At 46.0% G+C, this 24,574-nt stretch carries 25 protein-coding genes and 1 pseudogene; 16 read left to right on the top strand and 10 right to left on the bottom strand.

The window, feature by feature from the left end:
- Positions 1-492: 492 nt before the first annotated feature.
- Positions 493-1,371: a diaminopimelate epimerase gene (gene dapF / locus JGK14_RS15030; RefSeq protein WP_293191949.1), complete on the bottom strand. Its 879-nt coding sequence runs from the start codon at positions 1,369-1,371 to the stop codon at positions 493-495.
- 57 nt (positions 1,372-1,428) lie between these two features.
- Here dapF and JGK14_RS15025 point away from each other — a divergent pair, with 57 nt between their 5' ends.
- The gene (locus tag JGK14_RS15025; protein WP_293183669.1) at positions 1,429-1,575 is read left to right on the top strand and encodes a hypothetical protein; all 147 of its coding nucleotides are present in this window, start codon (positions 1,429-1,431) and stop codon (positions 1,573-1,575) included.
- A 59-nt stretch (positions 1,576-1,634) separates the two neighbouring features.
- Positions 1,635-1,847: an Hfq-related RNA-binding protein gene (locus tag JGK14_RS15020; protein ID WP_293183666.1), complete on the top strand. Its 213-nt coding sequence runs from the start codon at positions 1,635-1,637 to the stop codon at positions 1,845-1,847.
- 157 nt (positions 1,848-2,004) lie between these two features.
- Here JGK14_RS15020 and JGK14_RS15015 read toward each other — a convergent pair whose 3' ends face one another.
- On the bottom strand, positions 2,005-2,163 hold the full coding sequence (locus JGK14_RS15015) for a hypothetical protein (protein WP_293183663.1): 159 nt from the start codon (positions 2,161-2,163) through the stop codon (positions 2,005-2,007).
- Positions 2,164-2,179: 16 nt separating this feature from the next.
- Positions 2,180-4,495 (bottom strand): cation:proton antiporter, encoded by a 2,316-nt coding sequence (locus JGK14_RS15010; protein ID WP_293196272.1) that lies wholly within the window; start codon positions 4,493-4,495, stop codon positions 2,180-2,182.
- Positions 4,496-4,614: 119 nt separating this feature from the next.
- On the opposite strand from JGK14_RS15010, the gene JGK14_RS15005 reads away from it, so the two are divergent.
- Positions 4,615-5,706 (top strand): acyltransferase family protein, encoded by a 1,092-nt coding sequence (locus JGK14_RS15005; RefSeq protein ID WP_293206930.1) that lies wholly within the window; start codon positions 4,615-4,617, stop codon positions 5,704-5,706.
- A gap of 331 nt (positions 5,707-6,037) precedes the next feature.
- Here the strand turns inward: JGK14_RS15005 and JGK14_RS15000 are convergent, their stop codons facing one another.
- On the bottom strand, positions 6,038-7,165 hold the full coding sequence (locus tag JGK14_RS15000; RefSeq protein WP_293191945.1) for a formylglycine-generating enzyme family protein: 1,128 nt from the start codon (positions 7,163-7,165) through the stop codon (positions 6,038-6,040).
- A gap of 235 nt (positions 7,166-7,400) precedes the next feature.
- Here JGK14_RS15000 and JGK14_RS14995 point away from each other — a divergent pair, with 235 nt between their 5' ends.
- From JGK14_RS14995 to JGK14_RS14985, 3 genes are all read left to right on the top strand, one after another.
- Positions 7,401-8,342 (top strand): M23 family metallopeptidase, encoded by a 942-nt coding sequence (locus JGK14_RS14995; protein WP_293211930.1) that lies wholly within the window; start codon positions 7,401-7,403, stop codon positions 8,340-8,342.
- Positions 8,343-8,554: 212 nt separating this feature from the next.
- A complete protein-coding gene (locus JGK14_RS14990; RefSeq protein ID WP_293185350.1) occupies positions 8,555-9,097 on the top strand; it encodes a late competence development ComFB family protein in 543 nt (180 codons plus the stop codon).
- A gap of 156 nt (positions 9,098-9,253) precedes the next feature.
- Complete coding sequence (locus JGK14_RS14985; protein WP_293196268.1) at positions 9,254-9,412, top strand: hypothetical protein; 159 nt, start codon at positions 9,254-9,256, stop codon at positions 9,410-9,412.
- A gap of 20 nt (positions 9,413-9,432) precedes the next feature.
- Here JGK14_RS14985 and psb29 read toward each other — a convergent pair whose 3' ends face one another.
- Positions 9,433-10,146 (bottom strand): photosystem II biogenesis protein Psp29, encoded by a 714-nt coding sequence (gene psb29, locus JGK14_RS14980; protein ID WP_293185349.1) that lies wholly within the window; start codon positions 10,144-10,146, stop codon positions 9,433-9,435.
- A gap of 23 nt (positions 10,147-10,169) precedes the next feature.
- Here psb29 and JGK14_RS14975 point away from each other — a divergent pair, with 23 nt between their 5' ends.
- Both JGK14_RS14975 and JGK14_RS14970 read left to right on the top strand, forming a co-directional pair.
- On the top strand, positions 10,170-10,373 hold the full coding sequence (locus JGK14_RS14975; RefSeq protein WP_293211927.1) for a hypothetical protein: 204 nt from the start codon (positions 10,170-10,172) through the stop codon (positions 10,371-10,373).
- A 113-nt stretch (positions 10,374-10,486) separates the two neighbouring features.
- Complete coding sequence (locus JGK14_RS14970) at positions 10,487-11,137, top strand: chromophore lyase CpcT/CpeT (protein ID WP_293191937.1); 651 nt, start codon at positions 10,487-10,489, stop codon at positions 11,135-11,137.
- A gap of 191 nt (positions 11,138-11,328) precedes the next feature.
- Here JGK14_RS14970 and JGK14_RS14965 read toward each other — a convergent pair whose 3' ends face one another.
- The 3 genes and pseudogenes from JGK14_RS14965 to hemF form a co-directional block, all read right to left on the bottom strand.
- The gene (locus JGK14_RS14965; RefSeq protein WP_106149243.1) at positions 11,329-11,691 is read right to left on the bottom strand and encodes an STAS domain-containing protein; all 363 of its coding nucleotides are present in this window, start codon (positions 11,689-11,691) and stop codon (positions 11,329-11,331) included.
- 111 nt (positions 11,692-11,802) lie between these two features.
- Positions 11,803-11,934, bottom strand: a pseudogene (locus tag JGK14_RS34060) (zinc ribbon domain-containing protein); the annotation flags it as partial.
- A 346-nt stretch (positions 11,935-12,280) separates the two neighbouring features.
- Positions 12,281-13,324: an oxygen-dependent coproporphyrinogen oxidase gene (gene hemF / locus JGK14_RS14960; protein ID WP_293185344.1), complete on the bottom strand. Its 1,044-nt coding sequence runs from the start codon at positions 13,322-13,324 to the stop codon at positions 12,281-12,283.
- Positions 13,325-13,513: 189 nt separating this feature from the next.
- On the opposite strand from hemF, the gene JGK14_RS14955 reads away from it, so the two are divergent.
- The 5 genes from JGK14_RS14955 (at position 13,514) to JGK14_RS14935 (ending at position 17,271) form a co-directional block, all read left to right on the top strand.
- A complete protein-coding gene (locus JGK14_RS14955) occupies positions 13,514-14,584 on the top strand; it encodes an Mrp/NBP35 family ATP-binding protein (RefSeq protein ID WP_325315223.1) in 1,071 nt (356 codons plus the stop codon).
- Positions 14,585-14,782: 198 nt separating this feature from the next.
- Positions 14,783-14,974 carry an NAD(P)H dehydrogenase subunit NdhS gene (locus JGK14_RS14950; RefSeq protein WP_293185343.1) on the top strand — a complete coding sequence of 64 codons (192 nt, stop codon included), beginning with the start codon at positions 14,783-14,785 and terminating at the stop codon, positions 14,972-14,974.
- 170 nt (positions 14,975-15,144) lie between these two features.
- Positions 15,145-15,813, top strand: a complete 669-nt coding sequence (locus JGK14_RS14945) for an HAS-barrel domain-containing protein (RefSeq protein ID WP_293185341.1) — start codon at positions 15,145-15,147, stop codon at positions 15,811-15,813.
- Between the two features lie 53 nt (positions 15,814-15,866).
- On the top strand, positions 15,867-16,175 hold the full coding sequence (locus tag JGK14_RS14940; RefSeq protein WP_293185331.1) for a Rieske (2Fe-2S) protein: 309 nt from the start codon (positions 15,867-15,869) through the stop codon (positions 16,173-16,175).
- Positions 16,176-16,800: 625 nt separating this feature from the next.
- Positions 16,801-17,271, top strand: coding sequence for a cupin domain-containing protein (locus tag JGK14_RS14935; RefSeq protein WP_293185330.1), 471 nt, complete (start codon positions 16,801-16,803; stop codon positions 17,269-17,271).
- A gap of 248 nt (positions 17,272-17,519) precedes the next feature.
- On the opposite strand, the gene JGK14_RS14930 is transcribed toward JGK14_RS14935, so the two are convergent.
- Positions 17,520-20,384 carry a TIGR02921 family PEP-CTERM protein gene (locus tag JGK14_RS14930; protein WP_325315222.1) on the bottom strand — a complete coding sequence of 955 codons (2,865 nt, stop codon included), beginning with the start codon at positions 20,382-20,384 and terminating at the stop codon, positions 17,520-17,522.
- A complete protein-coding gene (gene xrtO / locus JGK14_RS14925) occupies positions 20,362-21,912 on the bottom strand; it encodes an exosortase O (RefSeq protein ID WP_293185328.1) in 1,551 nt (516 codons plus the stop codon). Before xrtO ends, JGK14_RS14930 begins: the two co-directional genes overlap by 23 nt.
- Before the next feature lie 138 nt (positions 21,913-22,050).
- Here xrtO and smpB point away from each other — a divergent pair, with 138 nt between their 5' ends.
- The 3 genes from smpB to JGK14_RS14910 all read left to right on the top strand — a co-directional run bounded on the left by smpB (position 22,051) and on the right by JGK14_RS14910 (position 24,181).
- Entirely contained in the window at positions 22,051-22,518 is a 468-nt protein-coding gene (gene smpB / locus JGK14_RS14920) for an SsrA-binding protein SmpB (protein ID WP_293185326.1), read from the top strand.
- 749 nt (positions 22,519-23,267) lie between these two features.
- Entirely contained in the window at positions 23,268-23,954 is a 687-nt protein-coding gene (locus JGK14_RS14915) for a tetratricopeptide repeat protein (RefSeq protein WP_293203343.1), read from the top strand.
- Complete coding sequence (locus JGK14_RS14910; protein WP_293185323.1) at positions 23,951-24,181, top strand: Osc7112_2153 family protein; 231 nt, start codon at positions 23,951-23,953, stop codon at positions 24,179-24,181. Before JGK14_RS14915 ends, JGK14_RS14910 begins: the two co-directional genes overlap by 4 nt.
- The last annotated feature ends 393 nt before the right edge of the window (positions 24,182-24,574 follow it).

Here is a 24,574-nt window from a genome sequence, read left to right as displayed (position 1 = left end):
ACTTAATTTTAGATTTTAGATTTGAGAATTCAGGCTTAGTCAGTTGATAGTTGACAGTTGACAGTTGACAGTTGACAGTTGTCATTAGTCATTAGTCTTCAGCCTATGATATCGTTTTCGGTTGCATCGGAATTATGTAGTGCAAGCGTCCATAGCGAACGATTGGTTCCCGAGTGAGACGCTCGCACGCTCCATCATTCAAATATATTATTCCGATGCTACCGGATTTGATATGACTTCACAAGGCGCAAGGCATTAGTCATTGAGCATTCTTGATAATTAAAGAATTAAAGAAAAATTTGGAATTTAAGAATTTTTCTTGTTTGTTAATTCCACAAAAAACTCCTTTTGAGCAATGACCAATGACAACTGTCAACTGTCAACTGTCAACTGTCAACTGTCAACTGTCAACTGTCAACTGTCAACTGTCAACTGTCAACTGTCAACTGTCAACTGTCAACTGACAACTGTCAACTGACAACTGTCAACTGACTACTGACAACCAGTAAATACTCGCTGTGCTGGCCCAGTCATGTAAATCCGCCCAGAAACTTCTGCCCATTCGATTTCCAAAACGCCACCGGGGAGTTCAACAGCAGTTGTCCGATCGCACTTTCCGACCAACACCCCAGCCACCACAGCAGCACAAGCACCAGTCCCACAAGCTAGAGTAACACCTGCGCCCCTTTCCCACACCCGCATTTTTACGTAGTCCCGTCGTATCACTTGAATAAATTCGGTATTTATACGCTGCGGGAAGGCTGGGTGGTGTTCAAATTGAGGGCCGAGAGTTTCCAAAGCCACAGCCGAAACATCTTCTACAAACGTAATGCAGTGAGGATTTCCCATGCTGACACAGGTAACAGACCAAGATTTATCAGCAACTTCGATCGGCACATCTATCACTTTGGCATCTGGTGCAGCCAAAGTTGTCGGAATTTCCGCAGCCAGCAACCGGGGAAGTCCCATATCCACCTTAACCTGACCGTCCGATCGCAATTCGGGGCTAATCACACCCGCCAGAGTGTGGATGCGATACTCAGTCTTAGATTTACTCCCCCCCTTAGCAAGGGGGGGCTGGGGGGGGTGAATTTCCGCTGCTTCCAAATCGGCGATAAACTTAGCCAAACAGCGAATCCCGTTGCCGCACATTTCCGGTTCCGAACCGTCGGAGTTAAAAATCCGCATCGTATAGTCAGTGCCGTTTTGACCCGGAAGAGCAAAAATCACGCCGTCTGCGCCGATCCCAAAATGTCGATCGCACATGGACACAGCTTGTTCTGGTGTTAAAACTGGTTCTGAGGAGTGGCGGTTGTCAATCAGAATAAAATCATTGCCCAGTCCGTGATACTTCGCAAACTCGATCGACATAAAAACAAACCTCTGTTGACAGTTGACAGTTGACAGTTGACAGTTGACAGTTAATAGTTGACCCAACGACTGCGTTTATCCGCTCGCGTAGCCGAAGGGCGATCGGGTAAAGCAGTTGACCCTTCGTCTACGCGAACCCGCAAGCAGTTGACAGTTGATAGCAAAAAAATGACTAATGCTGTTCGCGATCGGGGACAGCACTAATGACCGATGACTAATGACTAATGATTAATGACTAATAACCAATTTACCCATTTCCCAGTATGTCTGAATTTGAGACCGGATTGCCCAGCGTTCGCTTAATACAAAGCTACATCAAAGACAAAGAACAGTTAGAGATCAAACTGATGACTGGCGACTTGTTAGCAGGCAGAATTTTTTGGCAGGATCATAGCTGCATTTGCCTCCTCGATGCCTCAGAAACACAAATTCTGATCTCGCGATCGGCAATTGCTTATCTCAAACCCAACGCGTGAAGAAGAGGGGGAGAGGGGGAGAGGGGGAAAATCTTTCCTGTTCGCTCTTCCTTCCATCCGTTATATCGTTTCCGGGTGCATCGGAGTTATATAGTGCGAGCGTCTCGCTCGCGAACCAATCGCGAGCGAGACGCTCGCACTACATAATTGAAATATATTATTCCGATGCTACCGGATTTGATATTACATCCGTTACATCCCCTACAGGGCTTCCCTCTTCCGTCTTTCCTCTTCCGTCTTCCGTCTGACTAATAACGTTCGATCGCGCGGACAGCACCAATGCCCCATGCCCCATGCCCCATGCCCCATGCCCCATGCCCCATGCCCCATGACTAATCGCTAAATAGCTTTTCGCTAACTTGGGCGGTGACAAAAGGCAGCTTTAAGGCTGGTTGCGGCAGCGGAGGCGAGGCCGTCCGCTGCATCAAGCCGAGCTCGTAGAAGCCGCCGCACAGCAGCAAACGATCGCCCTCTTGCAAATCAGTAGTTCCATCCGGCCAGCGAGTAAACTTCCCTTCCCGGCGGATCGCCCGCACCTGCACCCCATACTGAGTGAGCAAATCTACCTCTGACAGTTTTTGGCCAACCCAAGGACTGTTGGCTGGTAACCTCAACCACTGACAAGAACTGTCGCCCTCGGGGACAGCAACTTCGCCCTTCGCCAGCAACTCAAAACTAATCAGTTCTTCCGGTTCACCCACTACCAAAAGTCGATCGCCCGACAGCAAAGCAGCCTTCCCGTTAGGATAATCAATTTCCTCGCCATCTTCGCGGACGATCGCCATCACGCTGACCCCTGTCAACTGCCGCAAGTTAGTTTCTTCCAGAGTCATCCCACCAATGGGAGAGCCCTCCGGTAAGTTGTACCAATCGCCGTTGAGATCTCGAACCGCCACTTTCAAATCCCGCGAAACCGCCAAAGGTTCCCGCGCCGGCCGCAATTCCAGATAGCGGCTGCTGCGAATTTGCTGCACATCTCGCCCAATAGCCATTGCTGACAAACCCATACCAGCTAGCAAGTGGGCAGACAGTTCTAAACTAGCCTCAAACTCCGGCTGCACAACTTCCCAAGCCCCCAGTTGGTAAAGCAGTTCAATATCTTTATCTTTGTTGGCGCGCACCACAATATCCAAATCCGGGACTAATTCTAAAGCCCGCTTCAGACACAAGCGAGTGCTCATCGGATCGGGAAGAGTAATCGCCATTGCTTTGGCGCGTTCTACCCCGGCGGCTTCCAATACGTGCAAGCTGGCAGCATTCCCGTAAATGTAAGGAATTCCTGACACTCTGCACTCTTGAATTCTGCTTTCCGACTCGTCGATTACCACAATTGAACAGTTGCGGCTTTGCAGCACTTTGACTAAATTTCTGCCAACTCGCCCGTAGCCACAAACCACAACATGATTTTGTTCCGGCAAAGTTTCAGCTATTTCGACAGGTTGAGATGTTTGGTCAAAATAGCGCTGCAAAGGCCCGAAATTTTCCGCCCACTTGAATAACTGTGGCACGCTTCTCAATACAAACGGCGTCAGCACCAAGGTGACTGCTGTCGTTCCTAAAATTAATAGGTAAACGTTTCGCGAAACCAGTCCCATAGCTTGGCCAGAACTAGCGAGTACAAAGGAAAATTCTCCGATTTGAGCTAAGCCCAAACCTGCGATTAATGCTGTTTTTAGGGGATAGCCAAATAATCGGACGATCGGCGTTACAATCAAGAATTTGCCGACAAATACTAGAAATACCAGTCCCAAAATTAACTCTAGATGGTTCCAGAGAAACACCGGGTCGATTAACATTCCGATGGTAACAAAAAATAAGGATGCAAAAATATCTCGCAAAGGCTCGACATAAGTTAGAGTTTGGTCGGCATATTCCACCTCCGAAATCATTAAACCCGCCACAAATGCGCCCATCTCGATCGAGAAACCCAGATATTCTGTCAGCAGCGCAATCCCTAAAGCCAAAACCACAACTCCCAGCAAAAACAGTTCCCGGCTTTCTGTTCTCGCGAGGTAGCGCAGCAACTGCGGTACGATCCAAATGCCCGCTACTACTGCACCCGCAGCAAATAATCCGATCCGCACCAGGGCCCAGACTACCGTCATGCCGATCGCCTCTGCGGGCTGATTGAGGGCCGGCAAAACTGCCAGCATTAGCCCCAAAGCCAAATCTTGAACTACCAAGATTCCCAGCATGACTTGTCCGTGGGAAGTACCGCCTTCATTGCGTTCCATCAAGCATTTGAGTACAACCGCCGTCGAGGAAAGCGACAGGATCGCCCCTAAAAACACCCCTTGGGCAGGGGATTCTACCCAGCCTACACCCAAGGAAATTGCAGTAGTAATGGCGATCGTCAGCACAATTTGCAAGCCCCCCCCGCCCAGACTAATTGCTTTAACTCGATTTAGTTCGGCGAATGAAAACTCTACTCCCAAAGCAAACAACAGAAAAGCCACACCAAATTCTGCCAGGGTGTCTACCTGAACTAATTCTTTAATCAGCCCCAAACCGGCCGGCCCAACTACGATCCCTCCCAGGAGGTATCCGAGAATTACCGGCTGTCGCAACAACGATGCAAAGAGTCCTCCTGCTGCGGCAGCAGCGAGAACTAGAACTAAGTCAACAATCAGTCGGAAGTCTTCTTGCACAACTTTATGAAAAAAGTGTAAAGTTATATTATAGTGTTTAATGTGTTGACTATGTTGGGGGGCGTTGACTATAGTTGAGTAGCAAGCCCAACTGCCACTCTTGAACAAGGTATTTTCTAATGACAAAGAGTTCAAATCCTCACAAAAAGCTTAATCTCTTGCAAGTTTATCGAGGGATTGGGGCTTTATTGGTGGTAATGTTTCACGTCAACCAGATGAGCACGGAAAGATTAAATCAAGTTACTTTTTTTAATTTATTTCAGGCTGGGTGGAGTGGTGTTGATTACTTTTTTGTATTGAGCGGTTTTATCATGGTCTACGTTCACCGATCGGCGATCGGTAAAAAAGACCAGTTAAAATCATTTTTAGTCAAGCGCTGCGTGCGAATTTACCCAATCTACTGGATAATTACTCTGACAGTTGTGTTTTTCTTTCTACTGATTCCAGGTTTTGCTAATGCTCAAGACTTAAGTTTGGACAAGATAATTCTGTCGCTGCTATTGATTCCTCAATATGGCAAGCCAATTCTCGATGTAGGTTGGACTTTAGTTTACGAAATTTATTTTTATGTATTGTTCAGCATAGCTATCTGGCTAAAACCTAAACAGTCTGTGCCTCTGCTGTCGGCTTGGCTATTTGTCACACTTCTACATTTTTCTAAAGTAGTAACATTTCCCGATGCTTTTTTCTTGCTGAATCTAGTATTTGGCAATATGAATCTAGAATTTGTTTTGGGTGGCTTGGCTGCGTATATCGTGCTTAAATATAACAATAAGATTACTAATTACAGATGGATATTATTTGGGATAGCAAATTTAGGATATGTTATTTTAGGACTGTTTGTGGCTTGGGGCAACATTGAGTTCGATCGGATCAAGACTTTTGCAGTGCTGGCAGCTATATTAATCGTTGCTGCAACTTCGATCGACCTTAAGGATTCTCCGAGACTTCCTTATCTTTTAATTTTCCTGGGCGATGCCTCATATTCAATATTTCTGCTCCACAGCCCGGTGATATCAGCAACTACAAAAATTGTGCAAAAGGCAAATTTAGGAAAATATTTCGACGGTTTCTTTGCTCCGGCTATGGTGGCATTGTTTGCTGTAGTTGTCGGCTGCATATTCTACTCTTTCATCGAAAAACCATTGACAGTTTATCTGCGGAAAAATATTGTTGAAAAAATGTTTCTTCCGAAGGCGCAAGCCAGCTAATTGTAGGGTGCGGATCTGTGAGATGTGCGATCGAGCTTAACTTGCGATCGATTTACCGCAATACGTCAGCAGGGGGGGATTTTGAGGTGTAGGGTGCGTCGCAATCCAGAATCTCGGTAAAAAATCGAAAAATCTAAAAGCGACGCACCACAGGGTTTAATTAGTTCGATCGCACTTTATTTTCCATGGTGCGTCGCTGTGAGATTGTCGATCGAATTTGCATATTTTAGAAGAATCCGCACCCTACAATTGGATGGTGCGTCGCTGTGACATTTTCGCTGGAATTTGCATATTTTAGAAGGCGACGCACCCTACTATTGTGTGGAATCATTCACACAAGGTCAATAACAACGCGAAAACCAATGTCATTCCTCCGGCTGTCGCGCGAGAGAGAGTAACGATACAAACTAGAGCACTTGGAGCTATCACTATCCCAAGAGCCTCCACGCAACATCCGTTGATTCTCCGATCCACCTATTTCCCAGGAACTTCCGTCAGAGGGGGCCCCGTTATAGTTAGAGTGGTAGCAATCACTGCACCATTCCCAAACATTTCCGTGCATATCGTAGAGTCCAAAACTATTCGGATAAAATTTCCCATTATTAGTTGTTTGATTACTGCGATGTATAAAAGCATAGTCAGTATCTAGACCCTCGAAAGCAGGAAAACTTGACGTATAAGGCACATCAAAGCTAGTATTAACCAAATCCGTTGTAATTGTCGAACCAAAATAGAAGTCTGTGTTCGTTCCAGCGCGACAAGCATATTCCCATTCTGCTTCTGAAGGTAAACGATAACTATTGCCTGTTTTTTGAGTAAGCCGATCGCAAAATTCGATAGCTTCATCCCATGATACTTGTTCGACAGGTCGTTTAGCTCCTTTAAAATGAGAGGGATTACTTTTCATTACCCTTTCCCACTGTGCTTGATTAACTGTATATTCCGCCATAAAGACAGGTTGAATCGTTACTTGATGCGATGGCTTTTGCTCACTTCCAAGATGTGACGCACCCATCTCGAATTTGCCACCAGGAATATAAACCATCTGAAGTGCAAGTTTGTCACCTAAGTCTTCATTAAAAACTTGAGCCGACTTAACACAACGACTATTTTCGTTGCCGCTGTAGTGGTCTACCGTGATGACATCAAAATTAAAGGTATAAAAAAAATTATTTAATTGCCATTTTATCTTTGATTCATCTCGATCTTTTAGCAAATTGTAAACCGCAAATTTTACTTGTAGCGATTTATCATTCAGTCCTTGAAGAAGCAAGTCTAAGCCAGCTTCTCCATATTGGAGCGCCTCAGATAGTGCAGCGATTCTGACTTCGACAGCGGGTGAGGCTAAGCGGCTTTTAACGCCTGTAATTCCTCCCAGTACCGCCGCATCGACAGGAGTTGAATTTTGACCGCCAAGGACGGCATCATATTCTCCAGGTTGATTTTGCTCATTTGGCATGGCATTTTGACCTCTGTATGATTAACCACTGTGGCATTTACTTAATAGCTATGTCAAATATTCAAAACTTACCAACGCTACAAATAAGACAAATAGTGCGTTACGCTCCGCTAACTCACGCTACATTCGCGTACTTTGCGTAAGTCTTAATAGTCCTTTACCTTTTTGAGTCAAAGCGTGCTAAATTTAGCTACTTTGTGTAACATTAGCTAGACAAAGGTTAAGGATATCGGTAATGACAGCAACTGCGAATCGAGCTAACTGGGGACAAAGTGCCAAAATAGTTGCGAGTGCTATTTGGGAGTGTAGGCTATTGAAGGCAAACATAAACAGGGCGATTTTGACTGGCCCAATTGTTGCCAGCATTCTCAGTCTGGTATCGCCGGTGCAAGCTTTGCAGGTGCAGGTGACGCCGCCAAATCCCGAACTGGGTGATACGCTGTCGGTAATTATTCAGGTTGACGGTAACGGCGGGGAAACTCCAAAAGTGTCTTTACAGCAGAAAAATTACCCTGCTTTTCCGATCGGCAATAATCGCTTTCGGGCCCTGCTACCGACGACACCACTGGAGAAACCCGGTGCGCGCGTTGTTCAAGTCTCCGGTGACGGACAAGTGCAGAAGTTGAATGTGCAAGTGCGCGATCGAGATTTTCCCACTCAATCCATCTGGCTGCCACCTGGGAAAGACTCCGAAGGTACCGATGCCGAATTCGATCGCGTGGACGCGTTTAAAGCACTGGTGACACCCCAAAAATTTTGGGATGGCAAATTGTTGCGCCCCAACTCCGGCGAAATTACCACTATTTACGGCGTGCGTCGGTACTATAATGGGGTATTTGCTAAGGACTACTACCACCGCGGCGTCGATTACGCGGGCCCTTACGGTTCCCCTGTAGTTGCACCGGCTGCCGGTCGCGTGTCTCTGGTGGGACGCGAATCGCAAGGGTTTAAAATCCACGGTAATGTAGTTGGTATCGACCACGGTCAAGGGGTAGCAAGTATTTTGATGCACCTCAGCCGGATTGATGTCAAGGAAGGCGATTTCGTGAAAGCGGGTCAAGTAATTGGTGCTTTGGGGTCAACGGGGGCTTCGACAGGCCCTCACCTGCACTGGGGACTTTACGTGCACGGGCAGTCTGTCGATCCGGTACCTTGGCGGCTTCAGGGAGTTGAGTAGGACTTTTTACCGATTTTGACGAATTTAAAAGTCAATTATGGGGTAAGTTTGTGGCTGGGGTGTGTAGATAACTGTTCTGGGTTATCACTATTGGGTTATGATTTGTACAAAAATTCTCAACTCAAGCCTCAAAACTCGAATCTCAAGACGCCAGCAATTGCGTCTTTACAAAACAAAACTGTATTAATGATGCCGTTGAGCGGGAAGCATATATGAGTATTGAAAAAATTGTTGAACAGGCTTTGCAAGACGGCTATTTAACGCCGTCTATGGAAGCTGAGGTGGGACGAATCTGCAATACGGCTTCTGAATTGTCGATCGAAGAGTACATGGCTCTCGATCGCCTGATGGGAGCTTTGTTGACCGGAGAAGTGGTGGTTCTGCCGCGCAAACAGTTCATCAATGTGATGGAAGAGTTGGTGCTTAGCGAGGCGATCGCCAGGGTGGCAGAAATTGAGGCGGCGAGCAGCGAGCAGAGTCTGGATGTGGGAGATATTGCGGCTTATGCTTTAAATAGGCTGCCCCCTCTGTACGCTACGACGGAAGAGGGAGCTCACTTTCAAAGGGCTAGGGCTAAAGAGCAGCTTCACGATTTGATTTCCAAAGAAGTCAACGCAGCGATCGACCGCAACTTGGTCAGACCTGAACCCGTAAACCCCACAGCTTTGGGTAAGCCGTCTTCTGGAACCGAAGTTCTGTCAAATCTCAGCAATTGGCTGCAAGCTAACGCCGTTAATTTTGAGCCGCAGCCGTAGTACCACGTCCAACAGCTCTATTTTGGTTAAGTCGATCCCGCTCAATTCAAAAAGCGGGATTTTTAGTTTTTGAGCCAGAAACAGTTGACAGTTGACAGTTGACAGTTGACAGTTGACAGTTGACAGCAGAAGGAAGGGGGATGTGGGATTGGAGTAATGAATCGTCTGATTTTAATTTCTCCCGATCGGGATTCCGGCTTTAAACCAATTCTTTTTGGTCACAAGACATCCGTCACAATTGAAAAAAAAATTAAAGGAATTGTTTGTTTGCCACCTAAAACAAACAATTCCCTTTTCCTTCTGACTAATGACTAATGACTAATGACTTCAAACAATTAATTATTGCTCTCAGAAGAGTCTGCGGAGGGGCCGGCAGTAACTTTTGTTTCTCGTTTTTCACGTTTTTTCCGTTCAGCTTGGATGACATCTTGAAGCACTATTCGCGCTTGGGCCATTTTTTCCAAATTGCTGCGGTACAAATCTAAATCTTTGCTAACTTTGTCTTCAGGTAAATGCAAAGCTGCACTGATTTTGCCGATCGCCTCGTTGCGAGTTTCTTGGTTTTTTACCATTTCGGGGTCAGCTTTTTCTAACAGCGAGAACAAACCGATCGCAAATAAGCGACTGTACTTAAATTGAGCGTTGCTGGCGATCGCCCCTAAGGACGCTTGCAAATCTCCTGTATCTTCAAAGCTGGTGGAGCGATCGAGCCACGAGAGCAACTCAGACCCTCCAAGGCGATCGGCCAAGCTTTCCAATCTGTGAGCGTCTTGCTTGTAGCGATCGGGATCGTCTTCTAGGGCTTTGCACAAAGCGTTAAAAATCGAAAGTCTGTCTGCTTCTGGGGCGTACCCGAGCATGAATCGATCGAAAGCTGTCACCACACCCAAAGCATAAATCGGGTCGTATTGAAAATCGACATTCGCCGAAAGCAAGTGCATTTCTACCATCAACTCTTCCACCACTCGACGGTAAATTGAGTTAATCGGTCGAGTGTGAATCGTATAGAAACTTCGCTTAGTATCTGAAACAGTACGGTTCTTGTTCACCTGAGTTTTATAGATAAATAATTGTGCCGCCACAAGTGGACCAGCGCGGCATGAGTAAAGTCGGGGGAGTAAATTGGCGATCGGGCTGGCAAAATTTGCCAGTTTTTTTAACTGTGCAGCCGAGACTGCGAGGCAAAATTTTATCAAGAAGATTTTGCGGGCGATCGGCAGCAACAATTAATCTGTCGCAATACGATGGCAAAAGCCAAGTATCTTTACAATCATAGCTCTTCTGGGATCGCTGATAAATCCCATCTTCTGACTTGCCCGGCCCTCTTCGGGCAACCCTTACCACAATCAAATTTTATTGTCAAGCCCAATCCTCAAAAATCGAACGAACATGACAATTTCTCCTGAATTAAGAGCTTTAGCCCAATACATGGCGGGCGAATTTGACAACCAAGAACAAGCGCTAGCAGATCCGGCGTGGTACGTCCACCTGCGTTTTTGGCAAAGACCCCTGCCCGTGCCTCTCTTGGACGAACCGAGTATTGCCCTGTTTGCCGAACAAGCCAATATTCTAGAATTAGACAAGCCCTACCGTCCCCGCATCGTGCAACTGAGGCACGTGAAGACAGCGCCGGAACTTATAGAAGCTCAGTATTATATGTTCAAGGATATCGCAGCCGTCAAAGGAGCCGGTCGCAACCCCGACTTACTGGCAAAACTCAAGGGCGAGCAAGTCGAACTTCTTCCCGGCTGCACCCTCTCGGTTGCGGTGCAAAATTTAGGCTCAAACCGCTATCGATTTCGGGCATCTCTGCCGGAGGGAACTCGTTGCTGCTTTACCTACGATGGGCAAACTTACCAAGTAGACTTGGGATTTGAAGCCGCAGACGAGGAATTTCTCAGCTACGACAAAGGAATAAACCCCACGACAGGTAAGGCTATCTGGGGAGCTTTAATGGGCCCTTTTAGATTTGTCAAGCGTCAGGATTTTGCTTCTGAAATATTTGCCAATACGCTTGGGATCGGATCGGACGGCGGTTGAAACCGCGTCTACAGAAACAAAGTCCGCCTCCGCGGACTAAAGAAGAAGATCGCGTAATTTTCACCGCCCGGTCTTTAACCTGCACCAGACACGTGCAAGTTTGTGTAGACGGGATTTCAATCGCCCGGTCTTCTTCAACCTGCGGAGGCAGGTTTTGTTTGTGTAGAAGCGGTTTCAACCGCCCGGTTTTCTTAACTTGCGCGCGGCACCCCCTCTAGAGCTTCTTCTTCTGTTTCAAATATTTCAAAGACAGAATCCATCATGGTCACTTCAAACACCAGTTTGGCTTCTGGATGAACATTGCAAATGCGGAAACTGCCCTTAACTTTATCCGCATCGCGCATACCGGCTACCAACGAGGTCAGGCCAGAACTATCGATAAAGTTTACCTGACCAAGATTCACGACGACATGACGGCTGAGTTTGGAAATACACTCTTGCAACTTGAGGCGGAATTGCCAAGCTGTCGTGATGTCCAACCGTCCTGTCGGTGCTAAGACGATAACTGTTGTACCGTCAGATAGCGTGTGGGTTTTTTGATCAATATGAATCACTGACCCTTCCCTCAAATTTATTACTATTTATCGCGGTGGTTACTTTCTGCTATACAAATACTAGACAAGTCTAGACATTTGCTTCTTACTTCACAGGGAGCATGGGAGCGGTTATCCCTCAGTAAGCTTTCGCGCTTTAGCCAAGCGTGATAAATTAATCGCTGCCTTCAAGTCTCTGTCCATCGAATTACCACAACTTTCGCAGTTGAAGGTTCTTTCTTTCAGTGGCATATCTTGGATATGCCCACAGCTTGACTATTGTTTTGCAAGGGCGGAAACCAGCGGTCAGCAATGATTATTTCACAACCAAACTTTTTCGCCTTATATTCTAGGTGACGCTTGAATTCAGAGAATCCACAGTCAGCTATTGCCTGCGCTAGTTTGTGATTTTTTGGCATCCGATCAACATTTAAATCTTCTACTTATAGTTGCGTGGTTTTTGCATAAGTAAGTAGTGACTTGATACTGAAAGTCCAAGCTTTTTCGCAAATCGCGCAGGGTTTGAACATGGCACACTATGAGTGTTTGTGTAAAAGTTTACCATTCTGTCTACTTAATTGCTAGCTAAGGACTTTCTCAGTAGTTTAACTCACGTCGGTGACTGCTGAGGCATCCAATTCGCCCAATCTTGCGGTTTTAAGAACTTTGAGTAGAGTTCGGCTTCTGGAGAGTTGGGTTCTGGCTCGAAACAATACTCCCAGCGTACCAGAGGTGGCAGGGACATCAGAATCGATTCGGTGCGTCCGTTGGTCTGTAAGCCAAAGGTCGTGCCCCGATCGTACACTAAGTTAAATTCAACGTAACGGCCGCGGCGGTAAAGTTGGAAATCGCGCTCGCGCTCGCCGTATGCTTTCGATCGATGTTTTTCAACAATTGGGGTGTAAGCCGGCAAAAATGCGCGGCCGCAGTCCTGTATGAAGGCGAACAGCGACTCCCAGCTTCTAGGCTCCGGGTTTCCGACATTTTTGCTGTACTCAGCAGCTTTCCCTTTGACATTTTGGTCGCGGTAAAGCGGGCCTTGAGCGTTTTGGTAGTCAAAAAACAGGCCGCCGATACCGCGAGTTTCTTGGCGGTGGGGCAGGTAAAAATATTCGTCGCACCAGAGTTTAAATGTCTGGTAATAGTCCGAGTGGTGTTTGTCGCAAGCTGATTTCAGAGTTTTGTGAAAATGAGCTGCATCCTCATCCAACAGGTAATAAGGAGTCAAATCGACACCACCACCAAACCACCAAATCGGGCCCGCTTCAAAATAACGGTAATTCAGGTGAACCGTAGGCAAGTAGGGATTGCGGGGGTGCAGCACCATCGAAGTACCAGTGGCGTAGAAATCGTGACCGGCAGCTTCTGGGTGCTTGGTCAGAATCAAAGCAGGCAAACTTTCGCCCCAAACTTGGGAAAAATTAACTCCGCCTTGTTCAAACACATTGCCTTCGCGCATAACGCGAGAACGTCCGCCCCCGCCTTCGGAGCGTTCCCAAGAGTCCTCTTTAAATTTGCCGCCGCCATCGACCTGTTCGAGGGCTTGACAAATTTCGTCTTGTAGGCTTTTCATAAATTGGCTGACTCTAGCTCTAGAGTCAGCGGGCGGCAAAAACGGAGAAGTCGTGGTTTTAAGTGTTGTAGAAACTGTCATAAAATTTTCTGTTGTCAGATTTGAATCTTAGATGGTGATGATTGCCAAATCCAGTCGCCATGTAATTATGCCACCGCAGGTCTGCAAATGATCGCTATGAAGTTACATTAAAAAATAGCAATAAAAATATACTTAAACTTGCGATCGAACATTCACTGACACAATTGCAGAGCTATGGTGGAGAACACAATGCCCAGTACACTCGATATTAGTTCAGTCTTAGAAATCCTGCGACCTGTGCAAGACCCCGAACTGCAAAAAAGTTTGGTGGAATTGAACATGATTCGTAACATCAAAATTGACGGCGGAGTCGTCAGTTTTACTTTAGTGCTGACAACGCCTGCTTGCCCGCTGCGAGAATTTATTGTCGAAGATTGCCAAAAAGCGGTCAAACAGTTGCCAGGAGTCGAAAAAGTGGCTGTGGAGGTGACAGCCGAGACTCCCCAGCAGAAGGGAGTGGTCGATCGCCAAGGCATAGAAGGCGTTAAAAATATTATCGCAATTTCCAGCGGCAAAGGTGGCGTCGGCAAAAGCACGGTAGCGGTGAATGTGGCAGTAGCCCTGGCGCAAACCGGCGCAAAGGTGGGTTTGCTAGATGCCGATATCTATGGGCCCAACGACCCAAATATGTTGGGTTTGGGGGACGCGAAAGTAATGGTTAGGGATGGAAAAAGCGGAGAAAGCCTCGAACCCGCATTCAACTACGGCGTCAAATTAGTGTCGATGGCGTTTTTAATTGAGAAAGACCAACCCGTGATTTGGCGCGGCCCGATGTTGAACGGAATCATCCGGCAGTTCCTCTACCAGGCGAATTGGGGCGATTTAGACTATCTGATTGTCGATATGCCTCCGGGTACAGGAGACGCGCAGTTGACAATGGCGCAAGCGGTGCCGATGGCTGGTGTGGTGATTGTGACGACGCCGCAGACGGTGGCTTTGTTGGACTCCCGCAAGGGGTTGAAGATGTTCCAACAGTTGGGAGTGTCGGTGTTGGGAATTGTGGAAAATATGAGCTATTTTGTGCCGCCGGATATGCCTGACAAGCAATACGATATTTTCGGTTCCGGCGGCGGCGAAAGGACGGCGGCAGAGTTGGGAGTGCCGCTGTTAGGCCGCATTCCGCTGGAAATTCCGCTGCGGGAAGGTGGCGATTCCGGTGTGCCAATTGTCGTGGGACAACCGGGTTCTGCTTCGGCGAGGGAGTTGCGGGCGATCGCGGGTCGCATTGCTGGTAAAGTTTCTGTAGCAGCCCTAGCCTAATAGACATCTCATCCAAAAGTTCGTCAAGGGCAGGCTCTCCGGCCTGCCCCACAACAGTTTTTGGGAGAAGTCTCACAAACTTTCGTTTCCCAGCTTTGTCTCCTGTTGGCGAAGGTTTGCCTAATTCCCGAGCTCTGCTTGGGAACTAGAAACGAGAAACGGTAAGCTATAAAGAGCAAACTTAACATTCAAAGAATTATGATTTTTCCAGGTTCGGCAGTTCGAGTTAAAGATAAGGGCGAGATTTACTACGGCTTTCAAGGACTTGTGCAGCGAGTTACCGACGGGAAAGTCGCGGTATTGTTTGAAGGTGGCAATTGGGACAAGCTGATCACGTTCCGCTTATCGCAATTGGATATTGTGGATGCTACGGCTGGTCGCGCGAAATAGTCATTAGTCAGCGGTCATTAGTCAGTTGTTATTTGTTATTAGTTATTGGTTATTGGTTATTAGTACCCACTCACAAATAACAAATAATAAATAACCAACTGCTAACCGCCAACTGCCAACTGCCAACTGCCAACTGCCAACTGTCAACTGTCAACTGTCAACTGACTAATATGCGTTTACCTTTACCCCAATTTGGAACAAAAGAGCGGCATCCCGATCGCATTGCTGAAGTCATCGAGACGGCAACTACAGAGTTTTTGGCTCAATGCTTGGAACCGGATGACTTGAGTTTTCCGGTGATGCCACCTTTTGGGAGTTGGGTGAAGGCGGAAGATGAAGAGTCAAAAAATCAAATCTACGGCGTAGTTTACCATGCTACCACTAGCCCGATCGACTCGGTGCACAGAGCTAGGGCTTTGGGTTTATCGCTGGAAGAGTTGCGGGAAGAACAACCGCAGATTTTTGCGATGCTGAAAACCGAGTTTCGAGTGGCGCTTGTGGGGTTTGAGAAGCCACCGGAAAGGTTGAACGGCCACGGCCCATCGAGGGGTACAATTTATCAGTATTTGCCGCCGCGCCCGCCGCAAATTCACCAAGCGGTTTATCGCTGCGAACCGGATGAGGTGATTGATTTTACGGTGCAGTTGGATTTTTTGAGGACGCTGCTGGGAGTGACGAATGCGCCTGTGGATGCGCTGACGGCTGCGACGATTCGGGAGATTTATCAGTTGCGAATGCGCGATCGATCTTGGTTGGTGGAAGCGGGCAGGAATTTAAGTGTTTTGTTGAAGGATGATTACGATCGGTTGCGGGTGATTTTGAGTCAGATTCATCCGTAGGGTATGATATATATGGAAATAGAAAAGTATAGACAACTCAGAAAAAATATTTTATGTGGGTAGACGTAACAGCGCTAAATCAGATTCCCGAACGGGATATTTTGAAGGTAAAAGTTGAAGGAATTTCACTAATTTTGAATCGCCAAGGTGCGAATGTCACTTGTTACCGCAATGCTTGCACTCATTTAGAATATCCGATCGATATGGGGAAAGTAAGTAATGGCATCATTACCTGTCCCTTTCATAAATTTCAATTCAAGTTAGATACTGGTAAATGTTTGAATGCACCGAGTGATTCCCTAGAGTCTTATCCCGTAAAGATTGAGGGCGAAATCGTTTTTGTTGACATCAATGAATCATGATTCATCAGTCATTTATTCATACCAATTTGAAACAAAATCTCATAAGAATAAAAAAATAAGAAAAATAAATTAGAGGTTTTTACCTGTAGGGACACGGCACGGCACCGTGTCTGGCAATCTATGCCTTAAGATAGATATTTTTTATATAGTTAATAACCGTTAATAACCGTAACAACAATTTGTCAAAATCTTATTATGTGCTGTTTCCAACACAAACCTGCTAGCGCCGGGAGGCTTTGCCGACATGGGAGCCAAACAAGGCAGAGCATAAGAATCTGAGTTGCCTGGTAAATTACAAAGTCCCACGCATTTAATAGAAGGGTTCCGAGCGTGATACCAGTAATTTTATAACCCAATACGGTTCACTTAAGACAGATCCCCCCTAACCCCCCGGGAGATGCGGGGGGGACAAGAAGCTCTTAAAGTCCCCGCAACGATGCGGGGGATTTAGGGTGATCTCCGGGCATAAATAGTGTTAAGTAAACCGTATTGTTTTATAACCCAACAAACATTCTCAATAGTGTTCATACTCCTCGTACCTTCACGCGGCAAGGAGCGTCAAAGATAAAATCTCAACTAGGGACGGAAAACCAGATATTCCAACAAATAAAATCATGAAAAAACTATGCCTGTTTTTTTTTTGATGGTGATGATTAGCTTGGGAACAGTTGCAATTGTCAGAAGTCAGCAAACACCACCACCTATCAATACCTATAGTCAAACCGTGAAACGGGAAGTCTTCGCGAGTGGTTATCCTAGTGAGGCAGAAGGTAGAATTTTAGAATTAGTACGTTATACCATTCCTGGTATGGCAAAACTGCTGCCTCACGTTCATCCAGGGATGCAAATTTTCAAAGTTGAATTGGGGACACTCACCTATACTGTTGTCCAGGGAATCGCGAAAATTAAACGCGCCAATGGTAAAGAAGAAACCCTAGACGCGGGCCAAACTACTCGTCTGACGGTGGGAGATTCTTTAGTTGAGGCAGGGGGTATGGTGCATCACGGTCAAAATGAAACAGGAGATCTGGTAATTCTGCTTTCCACTTCTCTCCTGGATTCTCAGAAACCGAAAGCAATTTTGATCGAGCGTTAATCGACTTTACTGGTGCTTGGTGGTGGCGGATTAAAGTTTTGAACTGGCATCTGGGGTTCATATGGTGTCCGAGTAATTAAGCACAATCAGATTGGTTCGTAGTGCGGACTTCAGTCAGCTTTCATGCGGAGGACACTCCCGACGCACTACAAACTGTTTTTGTTATGGTAATAGAGCGGACATGATATGACTCTTTCCCAAGCACATCGCTTGGGAAGGAGTTAATTAACTTTAAACCACCGCACTTTTCAACCTATCACTTTGGCGCGCCGCTGACGGAGGAAAACCCCCAAAAGCCCGATCGCCCCAACGATCAAAAGCAGCCATTCTTCCGGTTCCGGAACCCCAGAAACATTCAAAGGATTGTTCGGTTTCGTCAACTCCTCCTTACCCGATTCTATCTTTCTTTCAAATCGATCGCTCTTAGCTTCCGCCGCCTTTAGCTGCGCCCTTTGCGCGTCATTAACTAGCACAATCATCGAAGAATAAGGCGTGACGACTTTAAAAGTTTTAGCTAGCGAGTGCATTGCATCCAACTGAGTCAACTGATTGGAAGTTTTCTCTTTGCTAAGGGCGGTTATCAACTGCCGCGCAGCTATCGGTTTAAAACCTTCATTTTCATCATCAGTTATTTTCGCAACCGCCGCCGACTTGGGAGTTTTGGCATAACTCCAAACATAGCCATCAACAACACTAATTGCAGATTTCCCTGATGATGCTGTCGTCGCCACTCGCTGCATCGCCTCTTTGATATCGGTAGAAACTCCGCCACCGCTATCTTGAATCAGCTTTAAAGTTCCATCATCGTAAGCCGGTGGTAAGCCTCCCAAATGCACAGTCCATAGGGGTGAGGGCATGGAAACGCTGGTTTTGCGATCGTCGGATAACTCATAGCTGTGGCGATCGCTCACCAAGAATACAGTATCATAAGTGCGATCGGCGCGTAACTGTGCAAACTGTTGCAGAATATCCTTAAGTTGGAGCGTACCATAAAACGTCAACTTTCCAACATCAAAACTCCCCAAATCTTCCACCAACTTCGGCGGCATCCCCGTCGCACTCGCCACATACAAATCAACCGTATTTGCTTTTAAACTATTCGCTTTCAACCATTCAAAATTCTCCTTAACTTCCTTTGTTTCCCCCGCCATACTGCGAGAAGTATCCAGAATCACTGCCAACTTTTTGCCCTGCGGCAGCGAATAATTTGCATCAACTAATGGCTTAGCCGAAATCGTATTTTCTCCCGGCAAATTTGCCAGACGCGGTATTGCTTGCTGCCGGGAAACTGCTAGCACAAAAGTCGGCAGCCAAGTTTCTTTTGCCTCTTTTCCCTTGTAATTTACCTGTTTTCCGGCAATTGTGCGGCGAGTATTTCCATCCCAATAAATGTTACGTTTTTCTGCTAAAACAGGCATCGCCCAACCCTGTGGTTGTCGCATCACTTTGTAAGTCAGCCACAAGTGCATTTCCGTTGGCCCATCAGTTTGCGTGCGCGAAAACTCTCGTTTAGCCGGAATTGGAAAAGCTCGCAAGCGGTATTGTTTCGGGCCAACTTGTTCGAGCAAAGCCGGGTCTACATTTTCTCTCACCTGCTGGTTGTAAACTTGCTGTGCAGCACCTCTGGGCGACACACTAAATGCAAAACGCCTTTTCAAATCCCCAGTATCGCCCAGCCAAACTCCTGTAACTGCGGCGCTTTCCGGCAGTGAAAAGTAATAAAATACTTCTTGCAAGTTCGGCGTTTGATTTTTGTAAACTTCGTAGAGTTGAACATCAGCCCAATCGCCCTTTTCTGTGATTGTAACTTCTTGGGACTGCAACCATACTTTTTCCTCATTGACATTCAGCAAACCTGCCTTAGCTTCTTGGCGGTTAGATGTTGACTGCACTGCGTGCTTTACTGCTTCCGTGTCACCTTTTTGAATTTCGGTATCGAAGAATCCAGCGTAGAGTTTTTCGGCTTTTTTAACATCGGAATCAGAGCCTTGATACAAAAACGGCGACATTAAAAAATTGTAGCTGTTCTGCACGTTGCGAGCCGCTGTGTTAGGCAAACTGAACGTATTTTTGTACATCTCATAAATGTGGTTGTTTTCTCCCACAGTGCTGAGATAGCGGTACGGAGATAAATAAGCATTAACTAAGCCCGATCGAATCATATCAGACTTGGCTAATAAAGTTTGACGCGCAGTGTCATTTGCTGCGGGAGTTGCCAGAATTTTCATGGCTTGAATTTGCGGCTGCTGTAGCAAAGCTGCGAAAATTGCCAGCCAAGCAGCCATGACTCCCAAGCTGCCCATGATTGCTTGATTCTTTCCGTATTGGGAAGCAAAACTGCGAAATACTTTGCGTCCAGATTGGATGTATAGAAAGCCGTAAAGCGAAGGCATTACTACGAACAAGCTGGAGGTAAGACCAAACAGAATCAAGGATAATGGTAGCCACCAAATTATGGATAATGAAGTGTACTTTAGAGAATCTATCAGTGGTGCTACCCAAACAAAACTTAAAAATCCAACTACCAGCGTAAATGCGACAGGTAGAGCGTAAAACATCAGCAAGGTTGCCGCCCAAGTTCCAACTAGCAGCATTAAGCTGTGAAATCCTAACTGGATCCATGCACTTCGCTTGTTTCCCATGAATCCAATAGAACTGGACTTTCTGTTGCGAGCATCTTGAGATATTGAAATATCTTCAATATTTTCTTGTTTCCCAAAATATCCGTACAGCATTTCTACTAAAAATGCTGCAATGCACAAAACGATTGTAGCGATAATTAGCGAGCTGGCTGGATTCAGTTCTCGAAGCATAAACAGCCTGATTAAGCAGAGCAAAAACAACGGCGCTTCTACTCCGTAAAACAAGCGCATTAGCTGCAATGGTTGCTTGTGAAAGCGCCTTGCTCCTACTATGGTAAACACTGTCGGTACTGCTATCAGTGCTGTTAGGGTTAAGGAAAATTCAAGGGGAATAATTCCGTCTATTGTTGCTTGGATTAACGGAATTGCTAGGTATGGCAAAATTCCTAGATAAACAGTTGACAAAAATGTCAGGTTCCACACCCAAAAAACAATTCTAAAAATTGCATCAAATACCTGCTTTGCTTTCATTTTTTGCTCCTTTTAAGCTTTGTTTGACAGCATTATGTACGTTAGCAGTAAACTCTTGTACCTCGGAATTTTCAGGATTTACGAAACTGTCAAAAAGAATGGAAACTAGCACCCAAGTCTGATTGCGATGGGTGATGTCGCTGCCGATGCGCGACAAGAAGTTATCTGTGGTTTGCGCTTGAGATTGCAGCCAGTATGCAGCGGATAGTTGGTTGTCTTTGAGATACAGCCAGCGAGCGGTTACGGTAGGAGTTAGCTGTTTTTGTTCTATTCGATTAACGGAGATGCCACTGGTTACAAAGCACAACTCTGGTGCGTGATAAGTCTGCCAAGATGTGCTGGCTACTGCGAGGAGGGAACCGTGCAAGTTACCTGAGACAAATCTCTTTTTTTCGGCTTTTGTATCTGGGTAATTGCCGAAGAATCTTTGTTCGCTGGGATTCAGCGGGATTGCTTCGGATATAATTTGTTGGGGTAGTTGTAAAGGGGCGATCGCTACTTTTGTACTTTCGACATGATACAATTGAGAAATTCCTGCTAAAACAGTCACCGTCACAATTAGTCCGGCTTTTGCCAGAGGCTGATTTTTCAGTATTTCCGAATCTCGTTGCGAGTTGAAATCAATTTGTTTTGTTGGCTGAAATTTGGGAACTTGTTGCAGCATCAACCAACTTACAAAACAACCGCAGACTAAACCTACAATTCCCAGCGGTACGTGGAGGATTTCTGCATAGGTTGGCTGTTGCCAAACTTGGGCAACCAGCACTAGCGCGACAACCCGCAAAGCGTTAGCAGACAGCAACATTAACAAGTTAGCAGCGCATACTGCCAGCCATTGAAAACTTAATTTTCGGCTTTCTAACCAGGTAGCCACTAGCAAAAATAGCGTCCCGACTAATAGGGTTTTAATGCCGCTGCAAGGTATATCAACGTGAGCGATGCCGTTTTCCAAAATCAGGATATCGTAGGAAGAAATAGCTCCCACGTGCAGGAATGAGAGCAACTGTTCTACTACGTGAGCAGTCATCACTCGCGCGGGCAAGCCGAGGCCGCTATTAAACTGATTGCTGAAGGGTAAAATACAAGCCAGCAAGCCGGCAATTGGCAAGTTTTTTTGCCAAAAATTCGGTTCCGCAAAGAAGCCGCACAGCCCGTAAGTTCCGAGGATAAATAGCAGTACGCTAACTTGTGGGATATTAATTATGCACCCTGTGGCGATCGCCAAAACACCTGCACCCAACATCAACAGCAGCGGATTGCGCCTCAAAATGAAGTTGCGGGAAAATGCGCGCGGGCGATCGCTCGGTTGGGGCGATCGCACTACTAATGCTACAATCAGAAAACCAATTGCTATCTTGTACAGTGCCGGTATCTCAACAAACGACGATAACAGCCACTTAACAGCCGAGATATTGGCCCAAAACCAAGCAAGCGCCAGCAAAAAAGGAGCCAGCCAAACCAAATTAACCGCCTGAGGGGGACTAACAGAATCTGAAATTCCCGAATCTGGAATATTGGTGCGCTGCATGATACCGCTTGAAATTCACATTGATGAAATCTTAGCTCAGCAAAATTGGTAATGCCTAGACCCGTAAATTAAGTTTTGTCAAGCTTCTATTTTCTATACATAAATGTTAGCCTTATAATAATTTAATCGGAGGTAAAAATGAGCGAAAAAAGTACAGGATACAAAATTCTTAGCGACAACCGACAAGCGCGCCATTTGTATGAAATTATAGATACATATCAAGTGGGAATCGAGTTAAAGGGAACCGAAGTCAAATCGATTCGGGAAGGAAAAGCGAATTTGCGGGACGGATATGCTTTGGTTAAAAATGGCGAAATATGGCTGATTAACGTTCATATTTCGCCGTGGAGAAGTGCTAGCAACTATTTTAATCACGAGCCTCGCCGCACCCGCAAATTGCTGATGCACAAGCAGGAAATTCGCAAATTAATCGGCAAAGTGGAAGAAAAAGGTTTGACTTTAGTGCCGTTAAAAATGTATTTGAAAGGTGGCTGGGTAAAACTTGATATCGGTTTGGGAAAAGGGAAAAAACTGCACGACAAGCGCGAAGATTTGAAGAAACGCGAAGACAAGCGGGATATGGAACGCGCGATGAAGCAATTTTAGTCATCAGTCATCAGTCATTAGTCGGTAAACAGTCAACTGTCACCTATCAACCCAACGACTGTGCTCTTCGGGCAGGGGGCAAGCTGTCAACTGTCAACAGTCATCAGTTATATTATGTGGGAGCATCTCATTTTTGTAAAAAGCATTTTTTTTTGAGTGCGAGCGTCCCCGCTCGCGTATTGTATAGTACGCGAGCGGGGACAGCACTATAAATACAAAACTCAGATGCTGCCTATCATGTCCGATCCATAACCATAATAAAAATGGTTCGTAGTGCGTCCTGGTGTCCGCAGCTTCAGAGCGGACACCAGGACGCACTACAAACTGTTCGCGCGTGCCCTTAATCGAGCGAACACCATATCATCAGTCATTCAGTCATCAGTCCTCTCAACCGCTTCTGTCAACCTCTTCGGGCTCTTCTGTCAACTGCCAACTGTCAACTGTCAACTGTCAACTGTCAACTGTCCTTCTTCCCGCTTCAATCTTCAATCTTCCTGAAAATATCCGGATTGCTTGTGGAGTCCCACGAAGGGTTAACCTATGCTCGAATACATCTAGGTAATCGCAGCATGAGGCAAGCATTCGGCTGTGGAGTTGCAAACCATAAATGAGAAATGAGTTCAAGCCTTCCTTCATTTCCTAAGATTATGATGCCATGAGGGTGGCAATTAAATCTAGACAACAAAATATCCCAACTCTCAAGTTAAAAGATGCTAAAAACGACACCGTTAGCTAACATTTTTAATGTCATGAAAGAGCCAACAAAAAAGCATCATCACTCCAAGTGGGCGGCATTCCTACTGATGCTAGCAGTAGGCTTTGGCGGCTGGCAATTTGGGTTGCCGGAACTCGCCTCACTGTTTAATAATAAGGGCTTTGAAAACTACAAAGCCAATAGATTGGCTGATACTCAAAAAGCCTATGAATTAGCCCTCTCCGTAGATCCCAAGAGCCGAACAGCTCTTTACAATTTGGGATGGCTGTGCGAAGAGGTGCAAGATTTAGAGTGCGCCCGAGGAAAATACCTGCAAGCTGCCAAACTGGGTCTCCCTGCTGCTTACAGCAATTTAGCTCGATTATATATAGTAGACAAGAAAAACTATGCTGCTGCCGTTCACTTGCTGTGGCAAGGTTTAAAATTAGCTGAGGACGATCGAGTAAAATATTCCTTACTCAAAAATTTGGGATGGGCTCGGCTGAAACAGGGTAGATATTCAGAGGCATTGCAGCATCTGGATGCAGCGATTAAGCTTGATAGTGAAAGACCTGCAACTTACTGCTTAAAAGCGCAAGTCCTAGAAGGGATGAAAAAGACGAAGGAAGCGCTACCGCAGTGGAAAACTTGTCTAAAGTATGCGGATTCCCAAGAATTCGATGAGGATATATGGATAGGAATGGCACGTCAACGATTAAAAGAGGAAAAAACAAATAAATGAAACGCACAGTTTTGCTTTCATCAGCCATGCTGGCAATTATAACGGTAATGGAGCTAAGTCAAGCCTCAAGAGCAATGCCAACTCCTGCAACTGTTACACCCACAGTGAATGAATCAGTCGCAACGCTGTTCCAATTGAATCAGTCTACGACGTGGCGGCGGTGCAAAGATAGAGATGGATATTATGCGTGTCCGAGATTTGCAATGCCTTCGGATAGCGAAGAATAAGAGTTATTTTCGATAATTTTTGTAGAGTTCGCCACTAGCACTTTACAACTAACAGGTATGTAGTATGTAGTAGTAGTTATGTAGGTGCACGCTGTGCACCTTATACCATTTGAGATTTGAGATTTGAGATTTGAGATTTTTCGATTTGAGATTAAAGAATTGGAAATGACTGATGACTATAGCCTTTTTCAGTAACAGTGCGGTGCTCATAGGGCATAGGGCATAGGGCATAGGGCATAGGGCATAGGGCATAGGGCATAGGGCATAGGGCATACCTCACTTATTTGAGAAAGGCTATAGCGCGTCGCGTGAGAACCCCGGTCTTTCAAGCCGGGGATGAAACGCAGTTGCAACCTTTAGGTTGCCAGTAATCTGTGTTATAGTTTTTAACAA

This window comes from Microcoleus sp. PH2017_28_MFU_U_A, from assembly GCF_020738035.1.
Taxonomy (GTDB): domain Bacteria; phylum Cyanobacteriota; class Cyanobacteriia; order Cyanobacteriales; family Microcoleaceae; genus Microcoleus.
This window is presented reverse-complemented; position numbering and strand designations above follow the sequence as displayed.

Excerpts from the sequence above, each read along its gene's own strand:
- dapF (WP_293191949.1), bottom strand. The coding sequence starts at position 1,371 with ATGTCGATCGAGTTTGCGAAGTATCACGGACTGGGCAATGATTTTATT.
- JGK14_RS15020 (WP_293183666.1), top strand. The coding sequence starts at position 1,635 with ATGTCTGAATTTGAGACCGGATTGCCCAGCGTTCGCTTAATACAAAGC.
- JGK14_RS15015 (WP_293183663.1), bottom strand. The coding sequence starts at position 2,163 with ATGGGGCATGGGGCATGGGGCATGGGGCATGGGGCATTGGTGCTGTCC.
- JGK14_RS15005 (WP_293206930.1), top strand. The coding sequence starts at position 4,615 with ATGACAAAGAGTTCAAATCCTCACAAAAAGCTTAATCTCTTGCAAGTT.
- JGK14_RS15000 (WP_293191945.1), bottom strand. The coding sequence starts at position 7,165 with ATGCCAAATGAGCAAAATCAACCTGGAGAATATGATGCCGTCCTTGGC.
- JGK14_RS14995 (WP_293211930.1), top strand. The coding sequence starts at position 7,401 with ATGACAGCAACTGCGAATCGAGCTAACTGGGGACAAAGTGCCAAAATA.
- JGK14_RS14990 (WP_293185350.1), top strand. The coding sequence starts at position 8,555 with ATGAGTATTGAAAAAATTGTTGAACAGGCTTTGCAAGACGGCTATTTA.
- JGK14_RS14985 (WP_293196268.1), top strand. The coding sequence starts at position 9,254 with ATGAATCGTCTGATTTTAATTTCTCCCGATCGGGATTCCGGCTTTAAA.
- JGK14_RS14970 (WP_293191937.1), top strand. The coding sequence starts at position 10,487 with ATGACAATTTCTCCTGAATTAAGAGCTTTAGCCCAATACATGGCGGGC.
- hemF (WP_293185344.1), bottom strand. The coding sequence starts at position 13,324 with ATGACAGTTTCTACAACACTTAAAACCACGACTTCTCCGTTTTTGCCG.
- JGK14_RS14955 (WP_325315223.1), top strand. The coding sequence starts at position 13,514 with ATGCCCAGTACACTCGATATTAGTTCAGTCTTAGAAATCCTGCGACCT.
- JGK14_RS14950 (WP_293185343.1), top strand. The coding sequence starts at position 14,783 with ATGATTTTTCCAGGTTCGGCAGTTCGAGTTAAAGATAAGGGCGAGATT.
- JGK14_RS14945 (WP_293185341.1), top strand. The coding sequence starts at position 15,145 with ATGCGTTTACCTTTACCCCAATTTGGAACAAAAGAGCGGCATCCCGAT.
- JGK14_RS14940 (WP_293185331.1), top strand. The coding sequence starts at position 15,867 with ATGTGGGTAGACGTAACAGCGCTAAATCAGATTCCCGAACGGGATATT.
- JGK14_RS14935 (WP_293185330.1), top strand. The coding sequence starts at position 16,801 with ATGCCTGTTTTTTTTTTGATGGTGATGATTAGCTTGGGAACAGTTGCA.
- JGK14_RS14930 (WP_325315222.1), bottom strand. The coding sequence starts at position 20,384 with ATGAAAGCAAAGCAGGTATTTGATGCAATTTTTAGAATTGTTTTTTGG.
- xrtO (WP_293185328.1), bottom strand. The coding sequence starts at position 21,912 with ATGCAGCGCACCAATATTCCAGATTCGGGAATTTCAGATTCTGTTAGT.
- smpB (WP_293185326.1), top strand. The coding sequence starts at position 22,051 with ATGAGCGAAAAAAGTACAGGATACAAAATTCTTAGCGACAACCGACAA.
- JGK14_RS14915 (WP_293203343.1), top strand. The coding sequence starts at position 23,268 with ATGAAAGAGCCAACAAAAAAGCATCATCACTCCAAGTGGGCGGCATTC.
- JGK14_RS14910 (WP_293185323.1), top strand. The coding sequence starts at position 23,951 with ATGAAACGCACAGTTTTGCTTTCATCAGCCATGCTGGCAATTATAACG.